Here is a 23,114-nt window from a genome sequence, read left to right as displayed (position 1 = left end):
CCGGAGAGCCAAAAATGACACTGATCGTCCACCATCTCAACAATTCACGGTCTCAGCGGATATTATGGCTGCTTGAAGAAATCGGCTGCCCCTATGAAATCCGCCATCACCAACGCGATTCCGTAACCAATCAGGCTCCGCCTAGCCTGACTGCACTGCATCACTTGGGCAAGTCGCCAATGATTGAAGATGATGGCCGCATGATCATCGAATCCGGCGCAATTGTTGAACATGTTTGCGCGCATCATGGTGGCAGCCAATATGTTCCAGAGCGCGGGACGGATGATTATATCCGTCATCTCGAACTGATGCATTTTGCCGAGGGGTCGGCGATGACACCGATTTTATTGAACCTTTATGTTGGCCGTCTGGAAGAGGCGGGTGCGCCGCTGATGCCGCGGATCAATGAACAGCTCACCAGCCACTTTGATTTTATGGAAAGCGAACTCAGCCCGTCAGGACATTTCATTGGTGATAGCCTCAGCGCCGCCGATTTCATGCTTAGCTTCCCGGCGGAGGTGGCGATTGCCCAAGGCCGCGCGGAAACCCATCCAAAGCTGGCCGCATTTGTTAAAGAGATACAATCCCGGCCAGCTTATCAACGAGGCCTTGAAAAAGGCGGAGAATATAGTTTCGCCATGCGTTGAGATCGGCGGCACAATAAAAATGCAATAGCTCCGTCATAGCAGAGTCACGAACAACGCATATTTTTGGAACAAGTGATCCCTAGGGCACCCTCAAACCGAGGGAGTTCTAAAAAATGCCTGCACCGAAAAATATCCGCCGCCTTGCTATCTGTTCCGCACTGCTTGCTACAGCCGCCATGCCAACATCTGCCTGGGCTGGTACGATTATTGGTACTGTCAGTGAAGGCAGTGCGACGCAGGGCCTGCAATCGGCCGAACTGCGTATCGTAGAGCTCGACCGCGTTGCCCGATCGGGGCGTGGCGGTACCTATCGTTTCCCCGGCGTTCCGGCTGGGACCTATACGATTGAGGCCCGCTATATCGGAGCCGACATGGTCACGGCCAAAGTTGATGTGCCAGAATCCGGCAATGTCCGGATTGATCTGGTCATGCAGGGCATCGGCCGGAACGAAATTCTCGTCATCGGACAGGCCGCCAATCAAGCCAGCGCCTTGTCACGCCAGCGCGCGGCGGACGGCGTCGTCAGCGCATTGACGCGCGACTCTGTGGGTCAGTTTCCTGATCAGAATGTGGCTGAATCGCTGCGCCGGCTGCCGGGTCTGAACGTGCTCAATGACCAGGGCGAAGGTCGCTTCGTTTCTGTCCGCGGGCTCGATCCCAATCTCAACAGCAGTTCGATCAACGGCGTGCGTCTACCATCCCCTGAATCGGACATTCGCTCGGTTGCGCTTGATGTGATTTCCAGCGACCTGATTGAATCGATTGAAGTCAAAAAATCTCTGACGCCGGATATGGACGGCGACACTATTGGCGCATCGATCGAGATCAACACAGTCAGTGCCTTTGACCGCAAGAAAGACCTTCTGTCGGTTAAAGTAGAAGGCAGCTATAATGATCTGCGTGACGTCGCCTCTCCCAAAGCGAGTATCGACTTTTCCACGCGCCTAAGCGACAATTTGGGCATCGCCGGGGGACTATCTTACTATAATCGCCGGTTTGAAACCGATAACGTCGAGGCCGAAGACTGGACCACAACCGATGAAGGTTTCGGTTATGCCGAAGAGGTCCAATATCGTGATTATGATGTGCAGCGGGAACGGATCAGTGCCTCCCTGTCGCTCGACTTCCGGGCGAGTGATGACACCAGCTTATACATCCGCGGAATTTACAGTCAGTTTGATGATCAGGAGTTTCGGCGGCGGAACATCTTCAAGCTGGGTGATGCCACGGTAACCGGCGTGGATGCCGATAGCGTGTCATTTTCCGATGCGGGCGGTGAAATTGAGATTGAACGCGACATCAAGGATCGTCAGGAAGAACAGAAAATCCGTTCCATCGCCTTGGGCGGGGAAACCAATACCGGGCCATGGACCATCGAATATTCGGCGAGCTGGGCGAAATCCAGTGAACTGGAAGACGGTTCGGTTGATCCAACCGTCTTCATCAGAGGCTTTGAGGATAATGGTCTCGATGTGCTATTCGACTATAGTAACAACAAAATCCCGCTCTTTAGTTATCTCAGTGGACAAGACATAGCGACCGACCCATCGGGCTATGGTCTGGATGAAATTGAATTTACCAAGCGCTCGGATTCTCAGGATGAGGAATATGCGGCGCAATTTGATGTTGGCCGTCAATTCGCGATGGGCAGTGGTGATTTTACCGTTCAGGCCGGTTTCAAAGGACGTTGGCGGGAGAAATCCTATAATCTCGATGTCGAATTTTACGAAGATCCGACCGGGGCTTATAATCTTGGTGATGTGCTTGGTTTTCCAACCTATCGGATTACCGATATCAGCCCGCTCCCCAGCTTTCGTGATGCGAGTAATTTCTTCTTCGACAATTTTGACCTGTTTGAATTGCAGCCGGATGATTCGATTTTCGATTCTGCAGCAGGCGATTATGTCGCTGACGAAGACATTCTTGCGGGCTATCTGCTCGGCCGGTGGGACAGCGATACGCTGCGGGTAATCGGTGGAGTTCGTTACGAAAACACCAAAACCGATCTCAGCGGCAACCGGATTGATGAGGATGGACCGACCATCACGCCGGTGCAGTTTTCCAATGACTATGACAACTGGCTACCAAGCCTCAACGTCCGTTTCGAGCCGCAGCGCAATCTAGTGTTTCGTGCCGCAGCCTATCGCAGTCTCGTGCGGCCCAATCTTGCCGACTTGGCACCGCGATTTGAACTCAGCGATGATAATGAAGGCGATTTCGGCAATCCCGATCTGCGCCCCTATCGTGCCTGGAATTTCGATGCCTCGGCCGAATATTATTTCAGCAACAATGGAGCGATTTCGGCCAATTTCTTCTACAAGGACGTCAAAGATTTTATCGTTGATTCCTTTGACGAGGATGGCGGCGTTTTTAATGGGATCACCTTCGAAGAAGCAGTCATTCCGATCAACGGCGATAGTGCGACCATCAAAGGCGTGGAGCTGAGCCTCAGCCAGGCCCTGACATTCCTGCCTTCGCCGCTCGATGGGTTTTTGGTGCAGGTCAACTACACTTATACTGACGCCGAAGGCACATTGGATGACGGCCGGGATATTCCGCTGCCGGCTTCATCCAAACATACGCTCAACGCGGTTCTGGGATATGAAAAGGGGCCGTTTAGCTTTCGATTGGCGGGGACATATCGCGACAAATATCTCGATGAAATCGGCGCGTCAGCGGAAGATGACCGAATTGTGGCCAGCCATTTCCAGCTGGACGCCAGCGCCAAATATCGGGTGAACAAGAATCTGCAATTTTTCCTCGAATGGGTGAATATCAATGATGAACCCTATTTTGCTTATCAGAATCGCGATAACCGCCGCCGGTTGCTGCAATTTGAGGAATATAGCTGGACCGCCAAATTTGGCGCGAAGATGAATTTTTGATGCGTAGATATACTATATCGCCGCTCGCAATGTTGGCGAGCCTGTCTTTGGTAGCTGGCTGCAGTGAACAGTCTGTCCCGACAGCTGATGTCATCGCCGTGCCGGCTGTGGCCGAAACGGATAGCGTCGGCACAGTCGGTGATGATGCGGCTGACGATCCTGCAATATGGCGAAACCCGGACGACCCCTCGCAGAGTCTGGTCATCGGGACGGATAAAAAGGCGGGCATCCATATCTTTGATTTGCAGGGCCGCCAAAAGTCGTTCCTCGCCGCTGATGCAGTGAATAATATCGATATCAGAACGGTATCCTCCGATGCCGGCGAGGTGATCCTGGTCGGCGCAAGTGATCGCAGCGATCGCAAGCAGCCCCGGCTCGCGCTCTACACACTCGATAGCGAGAATATAAAGTTGAACCCGCTGGCCAATGTTCCGGTTGGCACGGGTGAGGCTTATGGGTTTTGCCTTGGTATGTTGGGCGATGGTGACGTGCGGGCTTTCATTGTGACCAAAGAAGGCACCATTATAGACATGTCAGTCAGGCTTTCGGAGAATGCACCGTCCGTTGACGTCAACCGCATGTTCCAATTGGAAACCCAGCCGGAAGGCTGCGTGGTCGATGATCGCACCGGCATGCTCTATGTCGGTGAAGAAAATGTCGGGATCTGGTCGTTTGATCTCAATCAGGAGCAGCCTCAACCGGTGCAATTCGCTGTACTTAAGGCGGGAGAGCTGACCGCGGATGTGGAAGGACTGGCGCTGGCTCCGGAGGGTGACACCGGGGGCTATTTGCTGGCATCGAGTCAAGGCGATAACAGCTTTGCTGTTTACGATCTGGAAAGCGGGAAGTTTCGCTCGCGCTTTGTCGTAGAAGATGGTGAGATAGACTCAACATCCGATACGGATGGCATCGAGCTGATACTCGGTGATTTCGGTCCCGACTATCCCGGCGGCCTATTTGTTGCGCAAGATGGTGACAATGGAGAGGGCACGCAGAATTTCAAATTTCTGTCCTGGGACGCGATACGAAAGGCCTTAAATCTCTAGCAAGCCATCAGTCTATCTCTGGCTAGAGATTGAAAACCCGGCGGGCATTGCCAAACAGAAAAGCATCCTGTTGTTCTGGTGTAAGGTCCAGCTGATCCAGATGTTGCAGGCATTGCTGCGGAGACAACATCGGCCAGTTCGTACCAAACATCACCCGCTTGGACCCGAGGCCCTTCATGAAGCTTATGAAGTCAGCGGGAAGACGATGAACGGCATAGGCCGATGTATCGACATGGAAATTGGGAAATTTGATGGTGAGCGAGATCAACTCGTCAATCCATGGAAATCCGACATGACCGCCTACTACGACCAGTTCGGGAAAATCGAGCAAGACATCTTCTAGATAAGGAATAGGGCGGCCTGTTTCTGATCGCAGCAGCGGTCCAGTATGTCCTATTTGTGTGCAAAATGGTACGCCGAGGTCAACGCAGGCGGCATAGATTGGATAATAGCGGCGGTCATTAGGCGGCAAGTCCCACAGCCACGGGACCACCCGTACACCGACAAATTTTTCCCCATCCACCCATTGCCGGATATCCCGGACCGCTTGCATGGGATTGGTGAGGTCCACTGTCGCAAGGCCGCGGAAGCGATCTGGCGCGCTGTCAATTTGATCGCTCACCTCTTCATTGCTGATTAGCGACCCTTGCGGACCATGCCATGCCGATAGCAGCGAGATATCGACGCCAGCCTTGTCCATTGCTTGTAAGGTTGTTTCGGTTGTCGGGATTAACGGTTCGCCAGACTGGCCAGTCCATCGCAGCAATGTTTCCAGCCAAGGGGCCTTGGCCATCCGCTCCGTCGTCATCTGCGACCAGACATCTATCGCACCCATTTTGATCTCCTCTTGCAAATAAACTACATATGTGTAGTAATAAATCGAAAGGATTGTCAATATCGAAAGGAAATGCATGTCGGCATCAGAGCATCGTCTCTATTTTTTGCTGCAACTGGTCGCGCATCGCCTGAAAAAACGGGCAGACGGGGCATTGAAAGATTCTGCTGGTCTGACAACGGCGCAAGCAGCGGCCTTATCGATAATCGCGAAAGACGGACCGGTCACACAGCGCTTTGTGGCCGACAAATTGTCGCAAAGAGAAAGTGCCGTGATGACGATGGCAAGTCGCCTATTGGCAGCGGACTATATCAGCAGGAAACGATCACCTTCAGATGGCAGGGCGTGGGAACTTGCCATAACGCAAAAAGGATTGGCCGCGTTGAGCGATATTAAGGCACCGTTTGGCGAGATAAACGCATTGCTCGATAAAAATATCGATGCGCAAGACACCGAACGATTGGCGGCAAGTTTGAAGAACATATTGGCCGCGCTGGATGACTAACGAAATGGATAGAAAGAGATAAGCAATGCCAAGCCGCAAGAGAGTTGAGCAATTTATTCACGCCGTGGTGCATGGCGATCATGCCGAGGCTATAAAAGAATTTTACCATGTCGACGCAACGATGCAGGAAAATTGTGCACCGCCACGATGTGGTCGCGATAACCTGATAGCGCATGAGAAAAAGGCAATGGGTAGCCTGCAAGAGATGAAAACGCATCCACCTAAAACGGTGCTGGTAGACGGCGATAATGTGATGATCCTATGGACATTCGATGCGACGGACAAGCAAGGTGTGACGCGTAGACTCAATGAAATTGCTTATCAGATCTGGTCGGCCGATGGCATTATGAAAGAACGATTTATTTATGATAGCGCAACCGCTTGGCAGGTTGTTGAACCGGGTTGATCCTAAAACCCAATCGCGCTCTATATCTTTCCCAAGCCTTCCTCTAACGTCCTGAAAAAACCGTTTGAACAGGACATAAAATCTATGAATCTCAAAGACAAAATCATCGTCATTACCGGCGGCGCAAGCGGTATTGGTGCCGCGATGGCACGGCGCTTTGCTGCCGAGGGAGCCAAACATGTGATTTGCGCCGATCGCGATCTTGTTGGTGCACAATCGGTCGCGGATGATATTGGCGGAACCGCCATACAAACGGATGTGTCTTTGGAGGCTGATATCACATCGCTCATCGAGTCGGTGGAAAAGGACATCGGTCCGATCGATCTGTTTGTTTCCAATGCCGGTATCATCATGGAAGGCGGCGCTGAAGTAGCTGATGATGATTGGCAGAGGATCTGGGACATAAATGTTCTGGCTCATATTCGGGCGGCCCGCACACTCGTTCCCGAAATGCTTGCGCGTGGCGGGGGCTATATCTTGAGCACGGCCTCTGCCGCCGGGCTGCTCGCGCAAATTGGGTCAGCACCCTATTCGGTTACTAAACATGCTGCGGTCAGTTTTGCAGAATGGCTGGCGATCACCCATGGTGATGACGGGCTGAAAGTATCCGTGCTTTGTCCGCAAGGTGTTGCCACTTCGATGACGGCAGATATTGATACATCAACAGTGGCGAAAGACGGTATGTTATCGGCCGAAGCAGTTGCGCAGATTACGCTGGATGCCATTGAAGAAGAGCGCTTCCTGATCATGCCGCATCCGCAAGTTGCGGACTATATTAAACAGAAAGGCAGTGATCCGGAACGCTGGATTACCGGTATGCAGCGCTGGCAGAGGATGTTGAACGAGCAAGCCTCCTAACATTAATGGCCTGACAAAATGGAGCATTGGGCAGCGGTGCCCATGCGATTAGCCTCCCTCGCAATTATAAAGGAGGATTCGAGATGGCATTGGTATCAGTGGTCGGCGCAACCGGGCGCCAAGGTTTGGCCCAGATAAGGCAATTGGGCGCAACGGGTCACAGGGTACGAGCGCTGTCTCGCAGCGAAACGCCTGACCTGGGCGGCAGTAATGTTGCTGATGAGGCCAGGATTTTTGACCTTTATGACGAAGATACATGGGTGCCAGCCTTTGAAGGATCGGACGCTGTGTTTTATACTCACCCCCTGCAAGCGCGTGAAGACCGCGCGACCCTGACCGGGCGGGTTGCCGCTGCGGTGCAAAAGGCGGGCGGCAAACGCTTTATCTGGAATACCTCCAGCTGGATCCCCGAACGTCCAGGTGATCCTTTCACCTATGGTAATAACACAATTGCGGTGAACGAGATTTTCCGCTCGGGCGTGCCTGCGACCGTTTTTGGCTCGGTGTTGTTCATGGATAATCTGCTTACCAATTGGGCACGGCCCTTCATTGTTGACGAAAGCCGCTATGTCTATCCGCATGAGGCGCATTTGGAAGCCAACTGGATCAGCCTGGATGATGTGGGCAAATGCATGGTGGCTGCGATGGATCGCCCCGACTTTGAAGGGTCATGGATGAATATCGGCGGACCGCAGCGGATCAAGCCTCCGCAGGTTGCTGAAATTCTGTCCAAGGTTTTCGGCCGCGAAATCAAATATGATCCTTGCACGCCAACCGAATTTGGCGACCTGTTGGTCGGTGCTTTTGGTGACGACGTGCCGGAAGAAAATCGTGCCACTATGTCAGCTGGAATTGCCGCCTTCTATGAATATAACAACAAGGCAGAGACCAAGCCTTTTGAGGTTTGCACCGACTTCATGCAGCAACGCCTGCCAGAGGTGGAGTTTGAAACGCTGGAGCAATGGGCAAGCCGCCAGGACTGGTCCGACAGTGCCCATAGACCACCTGCGGGCTAGCATCGTCTCCTTCGTAGGGAATTTTTTGCGTAGCTGATATTTAGATTGAACCTTTTGGCGCTTTGCACCGACTATGGAGTAAAGTGCCAAAAGGATGTCTATGCGTTATAGTGATACCGACCGGGTGTATGACGAACTTTTGCTGACCCGGATTCAGGTTGGTGACCGGCGAGCTGGCGAGAGGCTGGCGGCGCGTTGGTATCCCCGGTTGATGCGTACGGCCTATCGGCTTTTGCGTGACGAAGAACAGGCGCGTGCTGCTGTGCAGGAAGCATGGAGCGGAATTTGCAGAGGCTGGATGGGACTGCGCGATCCGTCCCGGTTTCCGGCCTGGGCTTACCGCATTTTGCACCGCAAATGTGCAGACCGGATTCGCAAGAACCAGAAGTTCCGTGCCGCCCAAAGTGATGATCAGGCCGCCGCTGAACTATCATCACCGCCTGGTGCCGAGGATAAGGTATCCATCGATCAGGCCTTTGCCCGGTTGAGCAATGACCATCGTTTTGTTGCAACGCTTTACTTTGCGGAAGGGTTGACCCTGTCCGAAATAGCTGCGGCAACCGATACCCCGGTTGGAACGGCAAAATCCCGCCTGTTTCACGCACGCCGCCAATTGAAGGCCGCGCTGAATTAAGACCATGATGAAGGAGAATAAGATGACAAAATTTGATGATGATCTGGGCGCTCGTCTTAGCGCCGATGACAAAGCGTTTCTGCAGGATCTGGAAAATGGCCGCGGCCTGTTCGACCAACTCGGTGCCACTCTTCAAGGGCCGATGCGCTTTTGGACCTATCTGGCAGCTATCTATGCTTTTGCTTTTTTCTTCCTGGTTATTTTCTGTGGTTGGCAGGCCATTGAAGCTGAAGCTTTGCGGGAAACCATATTATGGTCTGCTGGCTGTGTGCTGGCTTTTGTTGCGCTTGGGCTACTCAAAATGTGGATCTTTGATCGGATGAGTACTTTGAGCCTCCTTGGTGAGATGAAGAAGATTGAGCTGCGTCTGGCGCGGCTGGAAGATGACCAGCGTTGAACAGGATCAGGCGATCATTCTTTCGACGAACCAATAGGTCGCGATGATACCGATGGCATAGGATGTCGCCGTTTTGATCGGTTGTAGCCATGATTGCTGAAAGCGGCGGACAAATGCCAGAAGAGCAAAAGCCACCGCAACAATCATCAGCTGCCCGATCTCGACGCCCAGGTTAAAGGTTAAAAGCGCCATCGGAACATCATCTTGTGGCAATCCGATCTCCGCCAAAGCACCAGCAAATCCAAAACCATGGAGCAAGCCGAACAGAAACGCGACGATCCATGGAAAGCGCTCTGACAGCCGCGGTCCGTGCGTATCATGATCCCTTTGCGCCTTGACGATCTCGACCGCGAGGAACACGATCGACAGGGCGATAATGGCCTCGACCGGCTGCGAGGGCAGGGACAGATAGCCCAATGTGGAACCGATCAGGGTAATGCTGTGCGCGATGGTAAAAGCGGTTACGGTTTTGGCGACCAGCCAGCCACCTTTCAGCAAAAGAACAAGCGCCAGCACGAACAACAAATGGTCAAAGCCCAGCACAATATGTTCAATACCGATAATGGTATAAGTCCAAGCGACATTCGCGATCGCTTCCTCCCGTGCGATGGTGGCCACCGGCGTATCAGGCGTCAGGCGTAAGGTTTGTGTTTCCTCATCCAGCGGTGCGATCCGGACCAGTGCATCAGTGGTGGCCAGTTCTAATCCTTTGAGGCCAATGGACTGCCCGGCGACAGAGTCTGGACAATTCAACGTGTGAAAGGTCAGTATGTTGGATGCGACAAAGCGCCGCTCAGCGTCACCAACGAGGGAGCAAGATTCCGGTATTATGATGTCCCCGGTGCGACCTAGTCGGGAGCGCGCCGAAGCTTTCCATAGCACCGACCACTCGCTTTGCGATATTTGGTTGAGTTCCACATAAGCGGGGCGCAGTTCATCAGCATGGGCATCTGTTGCCCAGAAAAGGCCGATGAAGCAGGCAATGGCCGTTAGGAATATTCTCATTCCCGGCCAGAAACTTTGATGTCATATTGCTTGCGATATTTATCGAACGCGGCTTCTTCCAAACGTTCCGTTTGTGCGGCTTGCCAGTCATTGGCGACCGATTGCCGAACATCATCAAGCGCCGGGGTTCTGCCCGGTATTTTCGCGGTGATTTTGACGAAGTGCTTTCCGAAGCCTGAATCTATGGGCCCCTGCCATTGACCAAGGGGCAGGTCGCTCAACTCTGCGGCGAACTTCTCTCCAAATTCGCGGGAAATTTGAGAAATGTCAGCCTGATCCAGTTTGGCTGGGAGGGCAATGGGTTGTCCGATGATGTCCGGTTGGACGGTACCTTGATTCAAACCATCCAGCTTCGCCACAACTGATCGATCGGGATTCTGGCCGAGATAGATTTGCTCCAGATCATAAATTGCAGACCGCGCATATTTGTCGGGATGATCGTTCAGCCACTTTTGTAGTTGCTCATCTGATGGATTGTCTTCCGCTCCTTCCTGATTGTCCAGAAGCCGCATTTTGGTGAAAAGGCGTCGGCGGATCAAAGGATCATTGCGGTCGAGTCCGAGACGCAAGGCCTCGCGATAATAGACTTCCTCTTTAATCTCTTGATCAATCAGGCCGTCCAGTTCTTGCTCCGTTGGCGGGCGGCGAAAATTTTGGGCCCAGCCTGCCTTTAACCGTGCGATATCAGAATCGCCGATAGTGATTTCATAGTCCGCCGGATCCCGGTTCGAGCCTGTGGCCCAAAAAAAGGCGAAGACCAATAATGCGCCACCGAGGAAATGGATCAATGGCTCTTTCAGCAGTTTCATCTCTGCACGTTATTCCCGATTAGGCGTAGAGTACCGCCGGTTGAAAATTCAGCTTTTTGTGGCGGCCGCCGTGTACCAGATTGGAGACGAATAAGCTCGCTCCTGCTGAATCTTGATCACATCATCCGGCAGGGTCAGACCAAATTTCAGAGCATCGTAAACCGGCCAGGTTGGCGTCGGGATTTCCAGTACCCGGACATAGTAAAATGCGTTTTGCGTCGCATCGAAATCCGGATCCTGCCACCAGGTAACAAGTTCCGGTGCACCGATACTATTTTCCCATGTGCCCTTGGCGAGATCAACGGTATTCCCAACTGCGGTCAGCTTGCCGTCGGCGCCTAGCTTCCGATCATCGGGACTGCTCCAGCTGATATTGTAGATTTTCTCATAGGATTTTCCGCTGGCATCGACCCAGCCTTTAACGACTTGGATGCGATCGAGATTTGCACTTTCGGGGTCCATCAAGGCAGAAACGAGGAAGGTTGGTGCCTTGCCATCGCCACCCGACAGATCGCCGCCCATTGGTACGCCCTTGGCATAGCCCGTTTTGACCAGATCTTCTGTGTCGCCTTCGGCAAAATCAAACCCACCGAAGAAACGCACCTGCATCCGCGGGCCAGTGGTTGCATAAACTTCGCGGCGCATCATCGCGTCAAAAATCGCTTCGCGCGTGTTGCTGGTCGCCCAGACGGCGGCATAACCGCTCGACAGATAATGCCAGCCAAAGCGGCCTCTGCGTGTGCCCAGATTTTGCGGGGCGAGAGCACGATCTTTGTTGTTGAATTCGTTGCCACTATGCTTGCCGAAAAAATTATTCTCGTCAGCTGTGGCGAGGGACGTGTGGCTATCGGTCGAACCGATCATACCAAATTTGAAGGGATTGGCGCCCATTTTCAGGGTGAATTCCAGGCCGCGTTTCAAAGCCTCGCGAGCATAGCTGCCGGCATAGCTTTCCGGTGGCATATCCTTGCCGCAGCTCAGATTGCATTTATCCCAACCCGCATCGCCAAAATCGGCAAATTCATCATTGGGCGAAAGGAACGGATGGCTTTCGCTGTCTCCCTTTATTTGTGTAACCTCAACAATTGGTTCCCGAAGCGCGCGTGTTTTGATGTAGGCCTCGTCAATCGGGCTGCCATCCAGTTTGTTCATCGCAAACATGCGGCCATTGGAGACATTACTGTTATGCGGAATCGCCAGGACTTTTCCGCCCGTGCTTTTTTCATAAGCATCCATATAGGCCCAAAGCTGCTCCGGATCGCCGGCGTCAAAGCTGGCAAAAGGAAGCATGGTGCTGGTCTTGTCCCCACCGTCGCGGAACATCACTACGCGGTGCAAATTATCCCCGCCGGGCATCGGCGTATATTCAAATCCATGAAAGGCGGTAAACTTGCCCGGTTCATTATATTCATCAAGCTTTTTGCCATGTTCCGTCCATAGCGACATGATCCGTTCTGCGGATTCTTCCGGATCGAAAAGACCCTCCGGCAAAGTCCCGGCCGCTGCACCGTCGATGAGTTCTGCGGTGACGGCAAGTGAGCCTTCATCGCTTTCATGCATCATGTCATACCAGCGGAGCAAAAACTCATTACCCAACAATGCGATGCGCGGAGCTTCGTAAAGCGCCTTGGTTGCGCCGACCGCATCACTATGATCCGCGATAACCAGAAAATCGAGCGGACGGGAAAGCTTGGCCTTTTCACCCTTGGTAGCGGTTACTTCCTCCCCTCTCGCAAAGCGCAGCGCCGCCTCTGTGTCGAGCCTGTTGCCAAAGCCGAAGGCATCAATACTGTTGTCTGTGTGGAGATGGGTATCGCCCCAGAAAACCTGTTCAGGATATTCGGTGTTGGTGACCTCGAAATCCGAACCACCTGATCCACCGTCTTTGCTGCATCCAGAAATGGCCAATGCCGCTGAACAGGCCGCCAGTAGAAGTGCTTTGCGCATCATATTTTCCCTCATCCTATGCGACGAAAACTATCGGTCATCCCGTCATCGCGCAAGGCTTTCATCACGAGCCATTTTATCGGTTGGATTCCGTAACGTCATGGCAAGATCGAACCATGAATGAATAGGTTGTGAGAAATTGTAATAAAGTTGCGTGACTTGTTTACGGCAGGAAAGTGACCTGATACCAACAGGGTAACCACAAAGGGAATCACAATGACAAAATATGTCCTCCTCGCCACCTCTGCTCTGCTCGCGGCCTGTTCGCCTTCTGATGGCGAAGTTGCCAGCGCTAGTGCGACTCCATCGGCTCCTGCTGCCCAAACGGCAGAGGTTGAAAGCGATATAAACGTGCGCCTGGCGGCATTTTTTGACGATTATGACCAGATAGAATTGGCAAATTCACCGATTGCGAAATCCTTTCGCGGGATTCGGGATGCGGATTATGGGAAACTTGATGACCCCAGCGATGTAGCCGCTGTCGAGCAATATGAGCGCGGTCAAGAGGCTGTGGTGGTGATGGAAGCGGAGTTTGACGAAAGCCAGCTGAACGAGGCCAGCAAACTGAGCTATCGTCTGTTTCAGGCGCGGGCCGAACGGTCTAAGGACTCTTTTCCATTTCGCCGGAACGCTTATATTTTTGATCAGATGAATGGCGCGCAGAGCCAGATTCCCGCCTTCATGATCAATATTCACCGCGTTGGTAACAAGGCGGATGCCGAAGCCTATGTGAGCAGGCTCAGTAATTCAGGATCCTATATCGAATCGCTGGTTGCGCAATCGGCGGAGCGGGCGAATGACGGGATTATTGTTCCCGACTGGGTTTTTCCCTATGTGATTAACGACGCCAAAAATGTCATCAGTGGTGCACCCTTTGATACTGGCGTGGACTCCCCGATATTCGCTGATCTGAAAAAGAAAGTGAATGCGTTGTCCATAGCTGACAGCGAAAAGGCCGACCTGATTGTACGTGGCCGCGATGCTTTGACGGGAAGTCTCGCGCCTGCCTACAAAAAATTGATCGCCGAGATGGAGCGCCAACAGAATATGGCGGTCGATGGCGATGGTGTCTGGCGGTTCAAGGACGGCGCGGCTTATTATGCCGAGAGGCTGAAAAACTATACCACCACCGACTTGACGGCAGATGAAATTCATCAAATTGGTCTGGAGAATGTCGCGCGGATTCATGCCGAGATGCGCAAAATCATGGCGCAGGTCGGATTTGAAGGCAGCCTGCAGGATTTCTTCACACATCTTCGGACCGGCGATCAATATTTCCACACCAGTCGGGAAGATTATCTGGCAGAGGCCAATGCCAAGCTGGCGGCGATGGAAAAAGAACTACCGAAATTTTTTAACACGCTGCCCAAAGCACCATTTGTCATAAAACCGGTGGAAGCGTTTCGCGAGAAATCTGCTGGTAAGGCTTTTTATCAGCGGCCCGCTCCCGACGGTTCTCGGCCGGGCACCTATTATGTCAATCTATATGACCTGAAAGGCATGTCCAAGACCGAGCTTGAGGCTCTTGCATATCATGAAGCCTTGCCTGGTCATCATTTGCAACTCGCGATTCAGACGGAGCTGGGCGATTTGCCGGCCTTCCGCAAATTTGGCGGTATCACAGCTTATTCGGAAGGTTGGGGCCTTTACACCGAGGAACTGGGCAAGGATATGGGCTTTTACACAGATCCCTATTCCGATTTCGGCCGATTGGGCATGGAATTGTGGCGTGCCTGCCGCCTGGTGGTTGATACGGGCATTCATGACAAACGCTGGAGCCGTGAAAAAGCGATCAAATATCTCACCGACAATACGCCCAATCCAGATAGCGATATCCGCAAGGCTATCGAACGCTATATTGTCTATCCCGGCCAAGCGACGGCCTATATGATCGGCAAGCTTAAAATCATGGAATTACGGGCAAAATCACAGAAAGAACTGGGTGATAAGTTCACAATGGGTGATTTTCACGACGTGATTTTGCGCAGTGGTCCGGTGCCGCTCAATATCATGGAAGAGCGGGTCAATAACTGGATTGCGGTAACGCGCTGAACATGGGCAGTTGAGCGGCGCTGTCCGTTACTGTCAAAATTAGCGCAAAAAATGTCCTTTTTATCCAATCGCGGACCGGTGTGATTGGTGCATTGATTTTTTGCGACCAAAGGAAACTCGGCAACATCAATGGTGTCGCAGAGACTTCTTTTCCTCATTGGCCTGGCTATTTTATTAGCCAGGCCAGTTTTTTTTCCTATTATTTTCAGTTATAAGCGTGCAACCAATGGAATTCCGGTTTGCCCCCGAACCGGATAAAAGGGGTTCGCTTTGGTCAGTTTGAGATATTTTGCTCCTGCAGAAGATGTTCGAGATTTGGTCTCGGTCTATTATCTGTTTGAAGTTGAGCATCCAAAATTTTCGGATAATGAACGCGCCGCGATAGCGCAGCTGCGGTTTCTTTTGGATGGTACGGCTGATCTGGGCTTTGCTGATGGTAAAATCTATCCTGCTAAGGACGCGATGCTGGTCGGGCCATCGACGGGCGCTATGCATTTTGATGTGAAAGGGCCTTTCCGCATGTTCGGTGTTGGTCTTTTGCCAGCGGGCTGGGCGGCGCTGACCAAGAAATCTGCTGCCGATTTTGCCGATAAAGCGGTTCCAGCACACAAGATTTTCACCAATGAGATTGATAAAAGCCTTGAATTGCTGAGAAACTGCGACGGCGCCGATGCGATGACCGCCTGGGCCGACCGGATCTTCCGGGATTTGCGGCACCGCGTTAAGCCAGAGGTCGAGCAGTTCACGAAAATGGTTGATGAATGGCTGTCATCCGAGGCGTCTCCGCCGGTGAGCGCGCTCATGGAACGGTCGGATCAAAGTTCGCGCCAGGTGCTGCGAACGGTCAACAAGCTTTATGGCATGGCGCCCAAATATCTTGCGCGTAAATATCGCGCATTGCGAGCGGCCCGTGCTTATGCCGAGCAAAATGAAGAGGAATTGCTGGCGCTGGAAGACGCTTTTTATGATCAATCGCATATGATCCGTGAGATAAAATTCTTCGCCGGGACCACGCCAACCAAATTGCGAGTCGCAGAGGGCGAGACTGCGCGGCTGATCGACAAGCGCGGATTGCTGAAAGGTCACATTCCGCCACTCACGTCGGAAACCTGATATTAACGGCGTAAAAGCGGTAAGAGTTGCAATTAATCATAAATACGACTAAATAGGTCTTATTTAGAGAATCACTGGAATTTTGAGAGAATTTATGCGGCTTTCCAGCCTTGCCGACTATGCTGTTGTCCTGATGTCCGCTGCTTCGCGGCATTGTGGTGCTGCGCTTTTGGCGGAAGGCAAGATGAACGCATCGACTCTGTCGCAGGAAACCGGTGTACCCTTGCCGACGACACAGAAACTGGTCAGCCGCCTGTCTGCCGCTGGATTGATCGAATCGACGCGCGGTGTCGGTGGTGGAATCAGGCTGGCGCGGCCGCCCGCGTCGATCAGCCTTGCCGATATTGTTGAAGCGGTTGAAGGGCCGCTCGCGATTACCACGTGCACAATTGAGGGCAATCATGACTGTGCATTGGAAGACAGTTGCACGGTCAAGCCGCATTGGGGTGTGATCAACCAGACAATCCGCAAAGCATTGAACGACGTTAGCCTTGCCAGCCTGGCAGAAGAGCCAGCTGCACAGAAAATCAAATCTATGGAACAAGCGTTATGAGTGAAGAAGTGAAAACGGATATCCAGGAACAGGACGAGCGCGCGGCCATGAACGCCGAAGCGCAGGCCGCCGTTGATAATGCCAGCACCTATGAATTTGGCTGGTCGTCCGACATCGAACAGGATTTTGCGCCCAAGGGTCTGAACGAGGATACGGTGCGCTTCATTTCCGACAAGAAGGGCGAGCCGCAGTGGATGCTGGATTGGCGCCTGAAAGCCTTTCGGATGTGGGAAACGATGGAAAGTCCGGATTGGGCCAAGCTCGACATCCCGATGATCGATTATCAGGATGCTTATTATTATGCCGAGCCCAAGGCGAAGCCAAAGCTGAACAGCCTTGATGAGGTCGATCCCGAGATCCTGCGGGTTTATGAAAAACTTGGCATTCCGATTGAAGAGCAGAAGGTGCTCGCGGGGGTTGAAGGCGCGCGCAAAGTTGCGGTGGATGCCGTGTTTGACAGTGTGTCGGTTGCGACGACCTTCCGCGAGGAATTGGAAGAAGCTGGCGTAATCTTCCGCTCGATCAGCGAAGCGATCAAGGAATATCCTGATCTTGTCCGCAAATATCTCGGCAAGGTTGTGCCGATGAAGGATAATTATTTCGCGACGCTCAACTGCGCCGTGTTTAGTGACGGGACATTTGTTTATATTCCCAAAGGTGTCCGCTGCCCGATGGAGCTGAGCACCTATTTCCGGATCAATGCGGAAAATACCGGTCAGTTTGAACGGACGCTGATCGTGGCTGATGAAGGCAGTTATGTGTCTTATCTCGAAGGCTGCACCGCGCCGATGCGCGATGAGAATCAGCTTCATGCCGCCGTGGTCGAACTGGTCGCAATGGACGATGCGGAGATTAAATATAGCACCGTGCAAAACTGGTATCCCGGTGACGAGAACGGCAAGGGCGGTATATATAACTTCGTGACCAAGCGCGGTCTGTGTCAGGGCAAGAATAGCAAAATCAGCTGGACCCAGGTGGAGACCGGCAGCGCCGTGACCTGGAAATATCCAAGCTGTGTGCTCAACGGCGAAAATAGCGTGGGCGAATTTTACTCGGTCGCGCTGACCAATAATTATCAGCAAGCCGACACCGGCACCAAGATGATCCACAACGGCAAGAACAGCCGCTCGACGATCATCTCCAAGGGCATAAGCGCAGGGAAAAGCGACAATACGTATCGCGGCCTTGTCCGGGTTGGGGCGAATGCGGAAAATGTCCGCAACTTCACCCAATGTGACTCACTGCTGCTCGGCGATACCTGCGGCGCGCATACCGTGCCCTATATCGAGGTGAAAAACCCGACCGCGCAGATTGAACATGAAGCCACGACGTCAAAAATTTCCGATGACCAGATGTTCTACGCCCAGCAACGCGGGCTGGACGAGGAAGAAGCGGTGTCCCTGATCGTCAACGGGTTTGCCAAGGATGTGCTTAAACAGTTGCCGATGGAATTTGCCGTGGAAGCCCAGAAGTTGCTGGCCATCTCGCTGGAAGGCAGTGTTGGGTAATGATTTTGATGGAAGTTGATACTTCTCAAGTGCGTGCTGCCTATGAGCTTATTCTTGCAAAGTGGCCGGATGTTATTGAGCCTGGTGAAAAATCGTTTCACATCGATGGTGGTTGCAACATGCGGAAGCTGAATGAAATTCACAACCAGATTGAAAACTGGGCTTCAGAATCCGAATTTGCACCGGAGCTCGATGAAATCATTGGCTCGCTTGAATGGTCAGTTTATCAAACCGTTCATAGTGCACTGAAAAACCTCAGTATACTTCGTAAGTCAGACATTGACTTTGAAGCTGTGCTTTCTCGTTTCGACGGACACCCAAACTATAAAGTGAACCCTGATGCTAAAAATTGAAAACCTCCGCGCCAATGCTGGCGATACAGAAATCCTCAAAGGGCTTTCGCTCGAACTGAACGCGGGTGAAATCCATGCGATTATGGGCCCCAATGGCGCCGGTAAATCGACGCTTTCTTATGCGCTGGGCGGACGTCCCGGTTATGAAATCACGTCAGGAAATGTGAACTTTGACGGTGAGGATCTGCTCGAGCTTGATCCGCATGAGCGTGCAGCAGCGGGCATTTTCCTCGGTTTCCAATATCCGGTTGAAATTCCTGGTGTTTCCAACCTGCAATTCCTGCGCGAAAGCCTCAACAGCCAGCGCAAGTCGCGCAGCGAAGAGCCATTATCCGGTGCGGAATTTATCAAGCTGGCCAAGGAAAAATCAGCGCTGCTGAAAATGGACATGGATATGCTGAAACGAGCGGTCAATGTCGGCTTTTCCGGCGGCGAAAAGAAGCGCAACGAGATGGTTCAGATGGGCATTATCGATCCCAAGCTGGCGATTCTCGATGAGACGGACAGTGGCCTCGACATCGACGCGCTGCGTGTCGTCGGTTCCGGCATTAATGCGATTATGCGGAAACCCGACAAGGCGGTGCTGCTGATCACCCACTATCAACGCCTGCTCGACGAAGTGAAGCCGGATTATGTCCATGTGCTCGCCGATGGCCGGATCGTCAAAACCGGTGGTCCTGAACTGGCTTTGCAGCTTGAAGAAGAGGGCTATGAGGCGGTGGCCGCATGATTTTAGGTGCGCTCTTGCTGGCAGCGGTGCAACCGGCTGCGACTCCTGTCGAGAATGAGGCGGCTGTTAATGAGGCGGCCGTTAATGAGACGGTCGAGAATGAGATTGTCGTCATCGGGCGGCGATTGAACAGCATATCGGCCATGGTCGGCAAAGACCAGAAGGGCCGCTTCACCTGCTCGCTCGACAAGTCTTCCGGCAATATCAATCTGGACAAGCGTCTATGCAAAACAACCGTGCGGTGCATCCGCGACGGTGCAGTTGATGACAGCGCTATTAAAAGCTGCGTGGATGCGGAAAAGCCCAAATTGATGGCCAAATTGCGCCGCGAATTACAAAGGTCTCAGAGATGACTGCAACTCTTCCCCTCCCGACCAAGCGCGACGAGGCGTGGCGCTATGCGGACCTGAAAGCGCTTGAGCCGGTTTGGCCGAAGCTGGACGGGCCGGAGCGGCTGGCCGTTGCTGCTGGCGAGACCGCTTCACGCCAGATTACCGAGCTACCGATGATTGAAGGCGTCGGAATTGTCGATCTGGACATTACCGTTGGCGACAATGCCAATTTCGCGTTGCATGTGCTGGCAAGCGCTGCCGACTATGGCCGCATTCAGGTCAAGGTGACGCTGGGCAAAGGCGCGCATTTTGAATTGGGCGGCGCGATATTGGGTTCCGGCACACAAACGTTGGAGATTGTGACCGAAACTATTCATGCGGAGCCAGATGCTACGTCCAATCAGGTCGTTCGCTCAGTACTCGCGGATAAAGCCACCGGCAGTTTCCTCGGCAAAATCAATGTCGCGCGCGATGCGCAGAAAACCGATGCCGCGCAATCGGTCAAGGCGATGCTGCTTGACCGCACGGCAACTGCCAATGCCAAGCCGGAGCTGGAAATTTTCGCCGACGATGTGAAATGTGCCCATGGCGCGACCGTTGGCGAACTCGATAAGCAAGCGCTTTTCTACATGGCCTCACGCGGATTGTCGCCGGAGCGCGCGCAGCAATTGATGCTGCAGGCGTTTATCGCCGATGCCTTTGTCAGCATGGACGATGATGCGGCGCGTGAAGCGATTGAGAGCAAGGCGCTTGAGGTGCTTGAATCTTTAGGGGAGAATTTGCCGTGAACGAAGCTTCACCCATCATCCCCGCCATCGCACGCTGGGAAAATGAGGGCGGAGCCGTGTCCTCGGGTGCGCGCCGTGCCGACTTTCCCGGTATCGCGGCCGACTGGCATTATCTCGACACAGCGGCGACCTCGCAAAAGCCTAAAGCGGTGCTCGACGCCATAGCGCGTGCCTATGGCCCGGATTACGCGACTGTCCACCGCGGTGTGTACGAACGCTCGGCTAATATGACGCTCGCCTATGAAGCCGCCCGCAAACGGGTTGCTGGATTGCTCAATGCCGTCAGCGAAAGGGAAATTGTTTTCACCAGCGGTGCAACCGACAGCATCAATCTGGTCGCCGAAAGTTGGGGTAACGCCAATGTCGGCAAAGACGACCGCATCATGCTGTCGCAACTGGAGCATCACAGCAATATCGTGCCGTGGCAATTGCTGGCCGAGCGGGTCGGAGCCCATATTGATGTCGCGCCTCTGACCGAAGATGGTCAGATTGATCTCGACTGGATTGAAGCCAATCTCACCGAGCGGCACAAGCTGGTGGCGTTGGCCCATGTGTCCAATGTGCTCGGATCATTGCTGGATGCCAAGCGTGCAGCAACCATCGCTCATAAAGTCGGTGCGAAACTGTTGCTTGATGGCTGTCAGGCTGCGCCGCGTGTGCGCGTTGATGTGCAGGATATTGGCTGTGATTTTTATGTCTTTTCCGGCCACAAAATTTATGGCCCGACCGGCATTGGTGCGCTGTGGGCGCCTTATAAAATTCTTGACGCCATGCCCCCATGGAAGGGCGGCGGATCAATGATTGATCGGGTCAGTTTTGACGGCACGACCTATGCGCCGCCGCCGGGACGGTTCGAAGCAGGCACACCGCATATTGCCGGCGTTGTCGGTCTGGATGCCGCGATTCAATATGTCGAAGGCATTGGGCTGGATGTCATTTCTGCCCATGAAAATACAACGCTGGCTATGGCGCGTGAGGCATTGTCCGGCATCAACAGCGTGCGGGTATTTGGCCCCGATAAGAGTATGGGAATATTGAGTTTTGCGGTTGGCGACGTGCATCCGCACGATGTCGCCACTATATTGGATGAAGGCGGGGTTGCGATCCGCGCCGGCCATCATTGCGCGCAGCCGCTGATGGACTATATGGGCGTGCCAGCTACCGCGCGGGCCAGCTTTGGAATTTACAGCGACGCAGAAGATGTCGCGGCCCTGGTCAAGGGTATCGAACGGGTAAGAAAGATTTTCGGGTAGGAAAAGAGATGAACGAAGAACGCAAAATAATGGTCGAAGAAGTCGACAGCGTCGAAAAACCACCCTTGGCGAAAGTCGAGGATGCGGTTGAAGAGAAGCCTGCGCCCGTTGTTGCGCCGTCTCCGCATGAAGCGGAAAGCGATGTCAGCAAGCTTAATCGCAAGCGCGATTATCTGGAAGGTTTTCTGGCGCAGCAACCAACCGAAACACCGGCTGGCGAAGCAGGCGGCGATCTTTATGAAGCCGTCGTCGATACCTTGAAGTCGATTTATGACCCTGAGATTCCGGTGAATATCTATGACCTTGGTTTGATATATGGTGTGGAAATTACCCCGGATAACCACGCGATTGTCACCATGACCCTGACCACCCCGCATTGTCCGGTCGCGGAATCCATGCCCGGCGAAATTGAAATGCAGGTCGGCAGCGTGCCCGGCGTCGGTCATAGTGAGGTGAACCTCGTCTGGGACCCGCCATGGGACCCACAGAAGATGAGCGACGAAGCGAAGCTCGAGCTGGGGATGTTATGACGGCCACGGCTACTCTTTCTCAGGCACCGGCAGCCACCGTCATTCGCGCGGACTATGCCAATGCCAATCATGCGGCGGATATCGTCAAGATGCTGCGCGTCTATGCGATGGACCCGATGGGCGGCGGCGAAGATCTTTCGCCCGAGGTGCAGGCGAATCTCGTCCCCGGATTGGCCGCGACACCGGCGGCATCTTCCTTGCTCGCCTATGTCGGCGATGAGGTGGCGGGTCTGGCCAATTTGATGACGACATTTTCATCCTTTGGTGCGAAACCGCTGATCAATATTCATGATATAGTAGTCGCCAAAGACCATCGCGGCAGCGGCGTCGGGCGGGCGCTGTTCGCAGAGATTGAAACCGTCGCCCGGGAAGCAGGCGCCTGCAAAGTCACTCTGGAAGTGCTGGAAGGCAACGCACCAGCCAAGGCGCTTTATGCGTCACTGGGCTATGGCGATTATCAACTGGACCCGAAAATGGGCAAAGCATTGTTCTGGCAAAAAAGGCTTGAGACATGACCGAAGTAAAAACCAAAACGCGCGAAATTCCCGCAGCGATCATCCTGACGCCCGCGGCGGAGCAACGCATTGCCGACCTGATGGCCAAAGCGCCGGAAGATGTGATTGGCGTAAAACTGTCCACCCCGCGCAGAGGCTGTTCGGGCCTCGCCTATTCAGTCGATTACGTTACCGAGGAAGTGAAGTTTGACGAAAAGATCGTGACTCCCGGCGGCGTATTCTATGTCGACGGACCAAGTGTATTGTATCTCGTCGGTTCGACCATGGACTGGCAGGAAGATGATTTCACCGCCGGCTTCGTGTTCAACAATCCCAATAGCAAAGGCGATTGCGGGTGCGGGGAATCGTTCACCGTATAAATGAAAAGGCGCGATATTGCTACCGCGCCCTTCCTTGT

25 protein-coding genes are annotated in these 23,114 nt (G+C 53.3%); 21 read left to right on the top strand and 4 right to left on the bottom strand.

Annotation, left to right across the window (positions count from 1 at the left end):
• The first annotated feature begins 14 nt into the window (after window positions 1-14).
• The 3 genes from BS29_RS17275 to BS29_RS17265 all read left to right on the top strand — a co-directional run bounded on the left by BS29_RS17275 (window position 15) and on the right by BS29_RS17265 (window position 4,578).
• Window positions 15-647 (top strand): glutathione S-transferase family protein, encoded by a 633-nt coding sequence (locus tag BS29_RS17275; protein ID WP_229954866.1) that lies wholly within the window; start codon window positions 15-17, stop codon window positions 645-647.
• Between the two features lie 113 nt (window positions 648-760).
• Entirely contained in the window at window positions 761-3,532 is a 2,772-nt protein-coding gene (locus BS29_RS17270) for a TonB-dependent receptor (protein ID WP_229954865.1), read from the top strand.
• Window positions 3,532-4,578: a phytase gene (locus BS29_RS17265; RefSeq protein ID WP_229954864.1), complete on the top strand. Its 1,047-nt coding sequence runs from the start codon at window positions 3,532-3,534 to the stop codon at window positions 4,576-4,578. Before BS29_RS17270 ends, BS29_RS17265 begins: the two co-directional genes overlap by 1 nt.
• A gap of 22 nt (window positions 4,579-4,600) precedes the next feature.
• On the opposite strand, the gene BS29_RS17260 is transcribed toward BS29_RS17265, so the two are convergent.
• Complete coding sequence (locus BS29_RS17260; protein ID WP_229954863.1) at window positions 4,601-5,413, bottom strand: amidohydrolase family protein; 813 nt, start codon at window positions 5,411-5,413, stop codon at window positions 4,601-4,603.
• A 76-nt stretch (window positions 5,414-5,489) separates the two neighbouring features.
• On the opposite strand from BS29_RS17260, the gene BS29_RS17255 reads away from it, so the two are divergent.
• The 6 genes from BS29_RS17255 to BS29_RS17230 all read left to right on the top strand — a co-directional run bounded on the left by BS29_RS17255 (window position 5,490) and on the right by BS29_RS17230 (window position 9,229).
• Window positions 5,490-5,918, top strand: a complete 429-nt coding sequence (locus BS29_RS17255; protein ID WP_229954862.1) for a MarR family winged helix-turn-helix transcriptional regulator — start codon at window positions 5,490-5,492, stop codon at window positions 5,916-5,918.
• A gap of 25 nt (window positions 5,919-5,943) precedes the next feature.
• Window positions 5,944-6,324, top strand: coding sequence for a nuclear transport factor 2 family protein (locus tag BS29_RS17250; protein ID WP_229954861.1), 381 nt, complete (start codon window positions 5,944-5,946; stop codon window positions 6,322-6,324).
• Window positions 6,325-6,408: 84 nt separating this feature from the next.
• Complete coding sequence (locus BS29_RS17245; RefSeq protein ID WP_229954860.1) at window positions 6,409-7,182, top strand: SDR family oxidoreductase; 774 nt, start codon at window positions 6,409-6,411, stop codon at window positions 7,180-7,182.
• Between the two features lie 83 nt (window positions 7,183-7,265).
• Entirely contained in the window at window positions 7,266-8,198 is a 933-nt protein-coding gene (locus BS29_RS17240) for an SDR family oxidoreductase (protein ID WP_229954859.1), read from the top strand.
• 100 nt (window positions 8,199-8,298) lie between these two features.
• Complete coding sequence (locus BS29_RS17235; RefSeq protein ID WP_229954858.1) at window positions 8,299-8,832, top strand: RNA polymerase sigma factor; 534 nt, start codon at window positions 8,299-8,301, stop codon at window positions 8,830-8,832.
• Between the two features lie 22 nt (window positions 8,833-8,854).
• Entirely contained in the window at window positions 8,855-9,229 is a 375-nt protein-coding gene (locus BS29_RS17230; RefSeq protein ID WP_229954857.1) for a DUF6768 family protein, read from the top strand.
• A gap of 6 nt (window positions 9,230-9,235) precedes the next feature.
• Here BS29_RS17230 and BS29_RS17225 read toward each other — a convergent pair whose 3' ends face one another.
• Genes BS29_RS17225 through BS29_RS17215 form a run of 3 tightly spaced genes read right to left on the bottom strand, consistent with a single transcriptional unit; the run spans window position 9,236 to window position 12,993 of the window.
• Window positions 9,236-10,234: a HupE/UreJ family protein gene (locus BS29_RS17225; RefSeq protein ID WP_229954856.1), complete on the bottom strand. Its 999-nt coding sequence runs from the start codon at window positions 10,232-10,234 to the stop codon at window positions 9,236-9,238.
• The gene (locus BS29_RS17220) at window positions 10,231-11,043 is read right to left on the bottom strand and encodes a peptidyl-prolyl cis-trans isomerase (RefSeq protein WP_229954855.1); all 813 of its coding nucleotides are present in this window, start codon (window positions 11,041-11,043) and stop codon (window positions 10,231-10,233) included. Before BS29_RS17220 ends, BS29_RS17225 begins: the two co-directional genes overlap by 4 nt.
• A gap of 48 nt (window positions 11,044-11,091) precedes the next feature.
• On the bottom strand, window positions 11,092-12,993 hold the full coding sequence (locus BS29_RS17215; protein WP_229954854.1) for a DUF3604 domain-containing protein: 1,902 nt from the start codon (window positions 12,991-12,993) through the stop codon (window positions 11,092-11,094).
• A gap of 213 nt (window positions 12,994-13,206) precedes the next feature.
• Here BS29_RS17215 and BS29_RS17210 point away from each other — a divergent pair, with 213 nt between their 5' ends.
• From BS29_RS17210 to BS29_RS17155, 12 genes are all read left to right on the top strand, one after another.
• On the top strand, window positions 13,207-15,042 hold the full coding sequence (locus BS29_RS17210; protein WP_229954853.1) for a DUF885 domain-containing protein: 1,836 nt from the start codon (window positions 13,207-13,209) through the stop codon (window positions 15,040-15,042).
• A gap of 270 nt (window positions 15,043-15,312) precedes the next feature.
• On the top strand, window positions 15,313-16,155 hold the full coding sequence (locus BS29_RS17205; protein WP_229954852.1) for a DUF6597 domain-containing transcriptional factor: 843 nt from the start codon (window positions 15,313-15,315) through the stop codon (window positions 16,153-16,155).
• 94 nt (window positions 16,156-16,249) lie between these two features.
• Complete coding sequence (locus BS29_RS17200) at window positions 16,250-16,708, top strand: SUF system Fe-S cluster assembly regulator (protein ID WP_229954851.1); 459 nt, start codon at window positions 16,250-16,252, stop codon at window positions 16,706-16,708.
• 47 nt (window positions 16,709-16,755) lie between these two features.
• A complete protein-coding gene (sufB, locus tag BS29_RS17195; RefSeq protein ID WP_229956895.1) occupies window positions 16,756-18,216 on the top strand; it encodes a Fe-S cluster assembly protein SufB in 1,461 nt (486 codons plus the stop codon).
• Window positions 18,216-18,569: a hypothetical protein gene (locus tag BS29_RS17190; protein ID WP_229954850.1), complete on the top strand. Its 354-nt coding sequence runs from the start codon at window positions 18,216-18,218 to the stop codon at window positions 18,567-18,569. Before sufB ends, BS29_RS17190 begins: the two co-directional genes overlap by 1 nt.
• Window positions 18,556-19,299 (top strand): Fe-S cluster assembly ATPase SufC, encoded by a 744-nt coding sequence (sufC, locus tag BS29_RS17185; protein WP_229954849.1) that lies wholly within the window; start codon window positions 18,556-18,558, stop codon window positions 19,297-19,299. The genes BS29_RS17190 and sufC overlap by 14 nt, the downstream gene beginning before the upstream one ends.
• Window positions 19,296-19,652: a hypothetical protein gene (locus BS29_RS17180; protein WP_229954848.1), complete on the top strand. Its 357-nt coding sequence runs from the start codon at window positions 19,296-19,298 to the stop codon at window positions 19,650-19,652. The genes sufC and BS29_RS17180 overlap by 4 nt, the downstream gene beginning before the upstream one ends.
• Entirely contained in the window at window positions 19,649-20,419 is a 771-nt protein-coding gene (locus BS29_RS17175; protein WP_229954847.1) for a SufD family Fe-S cluster assembly protein, read from the top strand. The genes BS29_RS17180 and BS29_RS17175 overlap by 4 nt, the downstream gene beginning before the upstream one ends.
• 56 nt (window positions 20,420-20,475) lie before the next feature.
• Window positions 20,476-21,672, top strand: a complete 1,197-nt coding sequence (locus tag BS29_RS17170; RefSeq protein WP_229956894.1) for a SufS family cysteine desulfurase — start codon at window positions 20,476-20,478, stop codon at window positions 21,670-21,672.
• A gap of 8 nt (window positions 21,673-21,680) precedes the next feature.
• Window positions 21,681-22,202, top strand: coding sequence for an SUF system Fe-S cluster assembly protein (locus tag BS29_RS17165; protein WP_229954846.1), 522 nt, complete (start codon window positions 21,681-21,683; stop codon window positions 22,200-22,202).
• Window positions 22,199-22,717 carry a GNAT family N-acetyltransferase gene (locus tag BS29_RS17160; protein WP_229954845.1) on the top strand — a complete coding sequence of 173 codons (519 nt, stop codon included), beginning with the start codon at window positions 22,199-22,201 and terminating at the stop codon, window positions 22,715-22,717. The genes BS29_RS17165 and BS29_RS17160 overlap by 4 nt, the downstream gene beginning before the upstream one ends.
• On the top strand, window positions 22,714-23,076 hold the full coding sequence (locus tag BS29_RS17155; RefSeq protein WP_229954844.1) for a HesB/IscA family protein: 363 nt from the start codon (window positions 22,714-22,716) through the stop codon (window positions 23,074-23,076). The genes BS29_RS17160 and BS29_RS17155 overlap by 4 nt, the downstream gene beginning before the upstream one ends.
• The last annotated feature ends 38 nt before the right edge of the window (window positions 23,077-23,114 follow it).

Source organism: Parasphingorhabdus litoris DSM 22379 (assembly GCF_020906275.1).
Classification (GTDB): Bacteria; Pseudomonadota; Alphaproteobacteria; order Sphingomonadales; family Sphingomonadaceae; genus Parasphingorhabdus; species Parasphingorhabdus litoris.
The sequence above is the reverse complement of the archived record's forward strand: the minus strand, read 5'-3'. Positions and strand labels throughout refer to the sequence as shown.

Coding starts and splice junctions, on each gene's coding strand:
- BS29_RS17220 (WP_229954855.1), bottom strand. CDS start 11,043: ATGAAACTGCTGAAAGAGCCATTGATCCATTTCCTCGGTGGCGCATTA.
- BS29_RS17225 (WP_229954856.1), bottom strand. CDS start 10,234: ATGAGAATATTCCTAACGGCCATTGCCTGCTTCATCGGCCTTTTCTGG.
- BS29_RS17210 (WP_229954853.1), top strand. CDS start 13,207: ATGACAAAATATGTCCTCCTCGCCACCTCTGCTCTGCTCGCGGCCTGT.
- sufB (WP_229956895.1), top strand. CDS start 16,756: ATGAACGCCGAAGCGCAGGCCGCCGTTGATAATGCCAGCACCTATGAA.
- BS29_RS17270 (WP_229954865.1), top strand. CDS start 761: ATGCCTGCACCGAAAAATATCCGCCGCCTTGCTATCTGTTCCGCACTG.
- BS29_RS17190 (WP_229954850.1), top strand. CDS start 18,216: ATGATTTTGATGGAAGTTGATACTTCTCAAGTGCGTGCTGCCTATGAG.
- BS29_RS17250 (WP_229954861.1), top strand. CDS start 5,944: ATGCCAAGCCGCAAGAGAGTTGAGCAATTTATTCACGCCGTGGTGCAT.
- BS29_RS17230 (WP_229954857.1), top strand. CDS start 8,855: ATGACAAAATTTGATGATGATCTGGGCGCTCGTCTTAGCGCCGATGAC.
- BS29_RS17235 (WP_229954858.1), top strand. CDS start 8,299: ATGCGTTATAGTGATACCGACCGGGTGTATGACGAACTTTTGCTGACC.
- BS29_RS17265 (WP_229954864.1), top strand. CDS start 3,532: ATGCGTAGATATACTATATCGCCGCTCGCAATGTTGGCGAGCCTGTCT.
- BS29_RS17260 (WP_229954863.1), bottom strand. CDS start 5,413: ATGGGTGCGATAGATGTCTGGTCGCAGATGACGACGGAGCGGATGGCC.
- BS29_RS17215 (WP_229954854.1), bottom strand. CDS start 12,993: ATGATGCGCAAAGCACTTCTACTGGCGGCCTGTTCAGCGGCATTGGCC.
- BS29_RS17155 (WP_229954844.1), top strand. CDS start 22,714: ATGACCGAAGTAAAAACCAAAACGCGCGAAATTCCCGCAGCGATCATC.
- BS29_RS17255 (WP_229954862.1), top strand. CDS start 5,490: ATGTCGGCATCAGAGCATCGTCTCTATTTTTTGCTGCAACTGGTCGCG.
- BS29_RS17175 (WP_229954847.1), top strand. CDS start 19,649: ATGACTGCAACTCTTCCCCTCCCGACCAAGCGCGACGAGGCGTGGCGC.
- BS29_RS17160 (WP_229954845.1), top strand. CDS start 22,199: ATGACGGCCACGGCTACTCTTTCTCAGGCACCGGCAGCCACCGTCATT.
- BS29_RS17165 (WP_229954846.1), top strand. CDS start 21,681: ATGAACGAAGAACGCAAAATAATGGTCGAAGAAGTCGACAGCGTCGAA.
- BS29_RS17275 (WP_229954866.1), top strand. CDS start 15: ATGACACTGATCGTCCACCATCTCAACAATTCACGGTCTCAGCGGATA.
- BS29_RS17200 (WP_229954851.1), top strand. CDS start 16,250: ATGCGGCTTTCCAGCCTTGCCGACTATGCTGTTGTCCTGATGTCCGCT.
- sufC (WP_229954849.1), top strand. CDS start 18,556: ATGCTAAAAATTGAAAACCTCCGCGCCAATGCTGGCGATACAGAAATC.
- BS29_RS17180 (WP_229954848.1), top strand. CDS start 19,296: ATGATTTTAGGTGCGCTCTTGCTGGCAGCGGTGCAACCGGCTGCGACT.
- BS29_RS17245 (WP_229954860.1), top strand. CDS start 6,409: ATGAATCTCAAAGACAAAATCATCGTCATTACCGGCGGCGCAAGCGGT.
- BS29_RS17240 (WP_229954859.1), top strand. CDS start 7,266: ATGGCATTGGTATCAGTGGTCGGCGCAACCGGGCGCCAAGGTTTGGCC.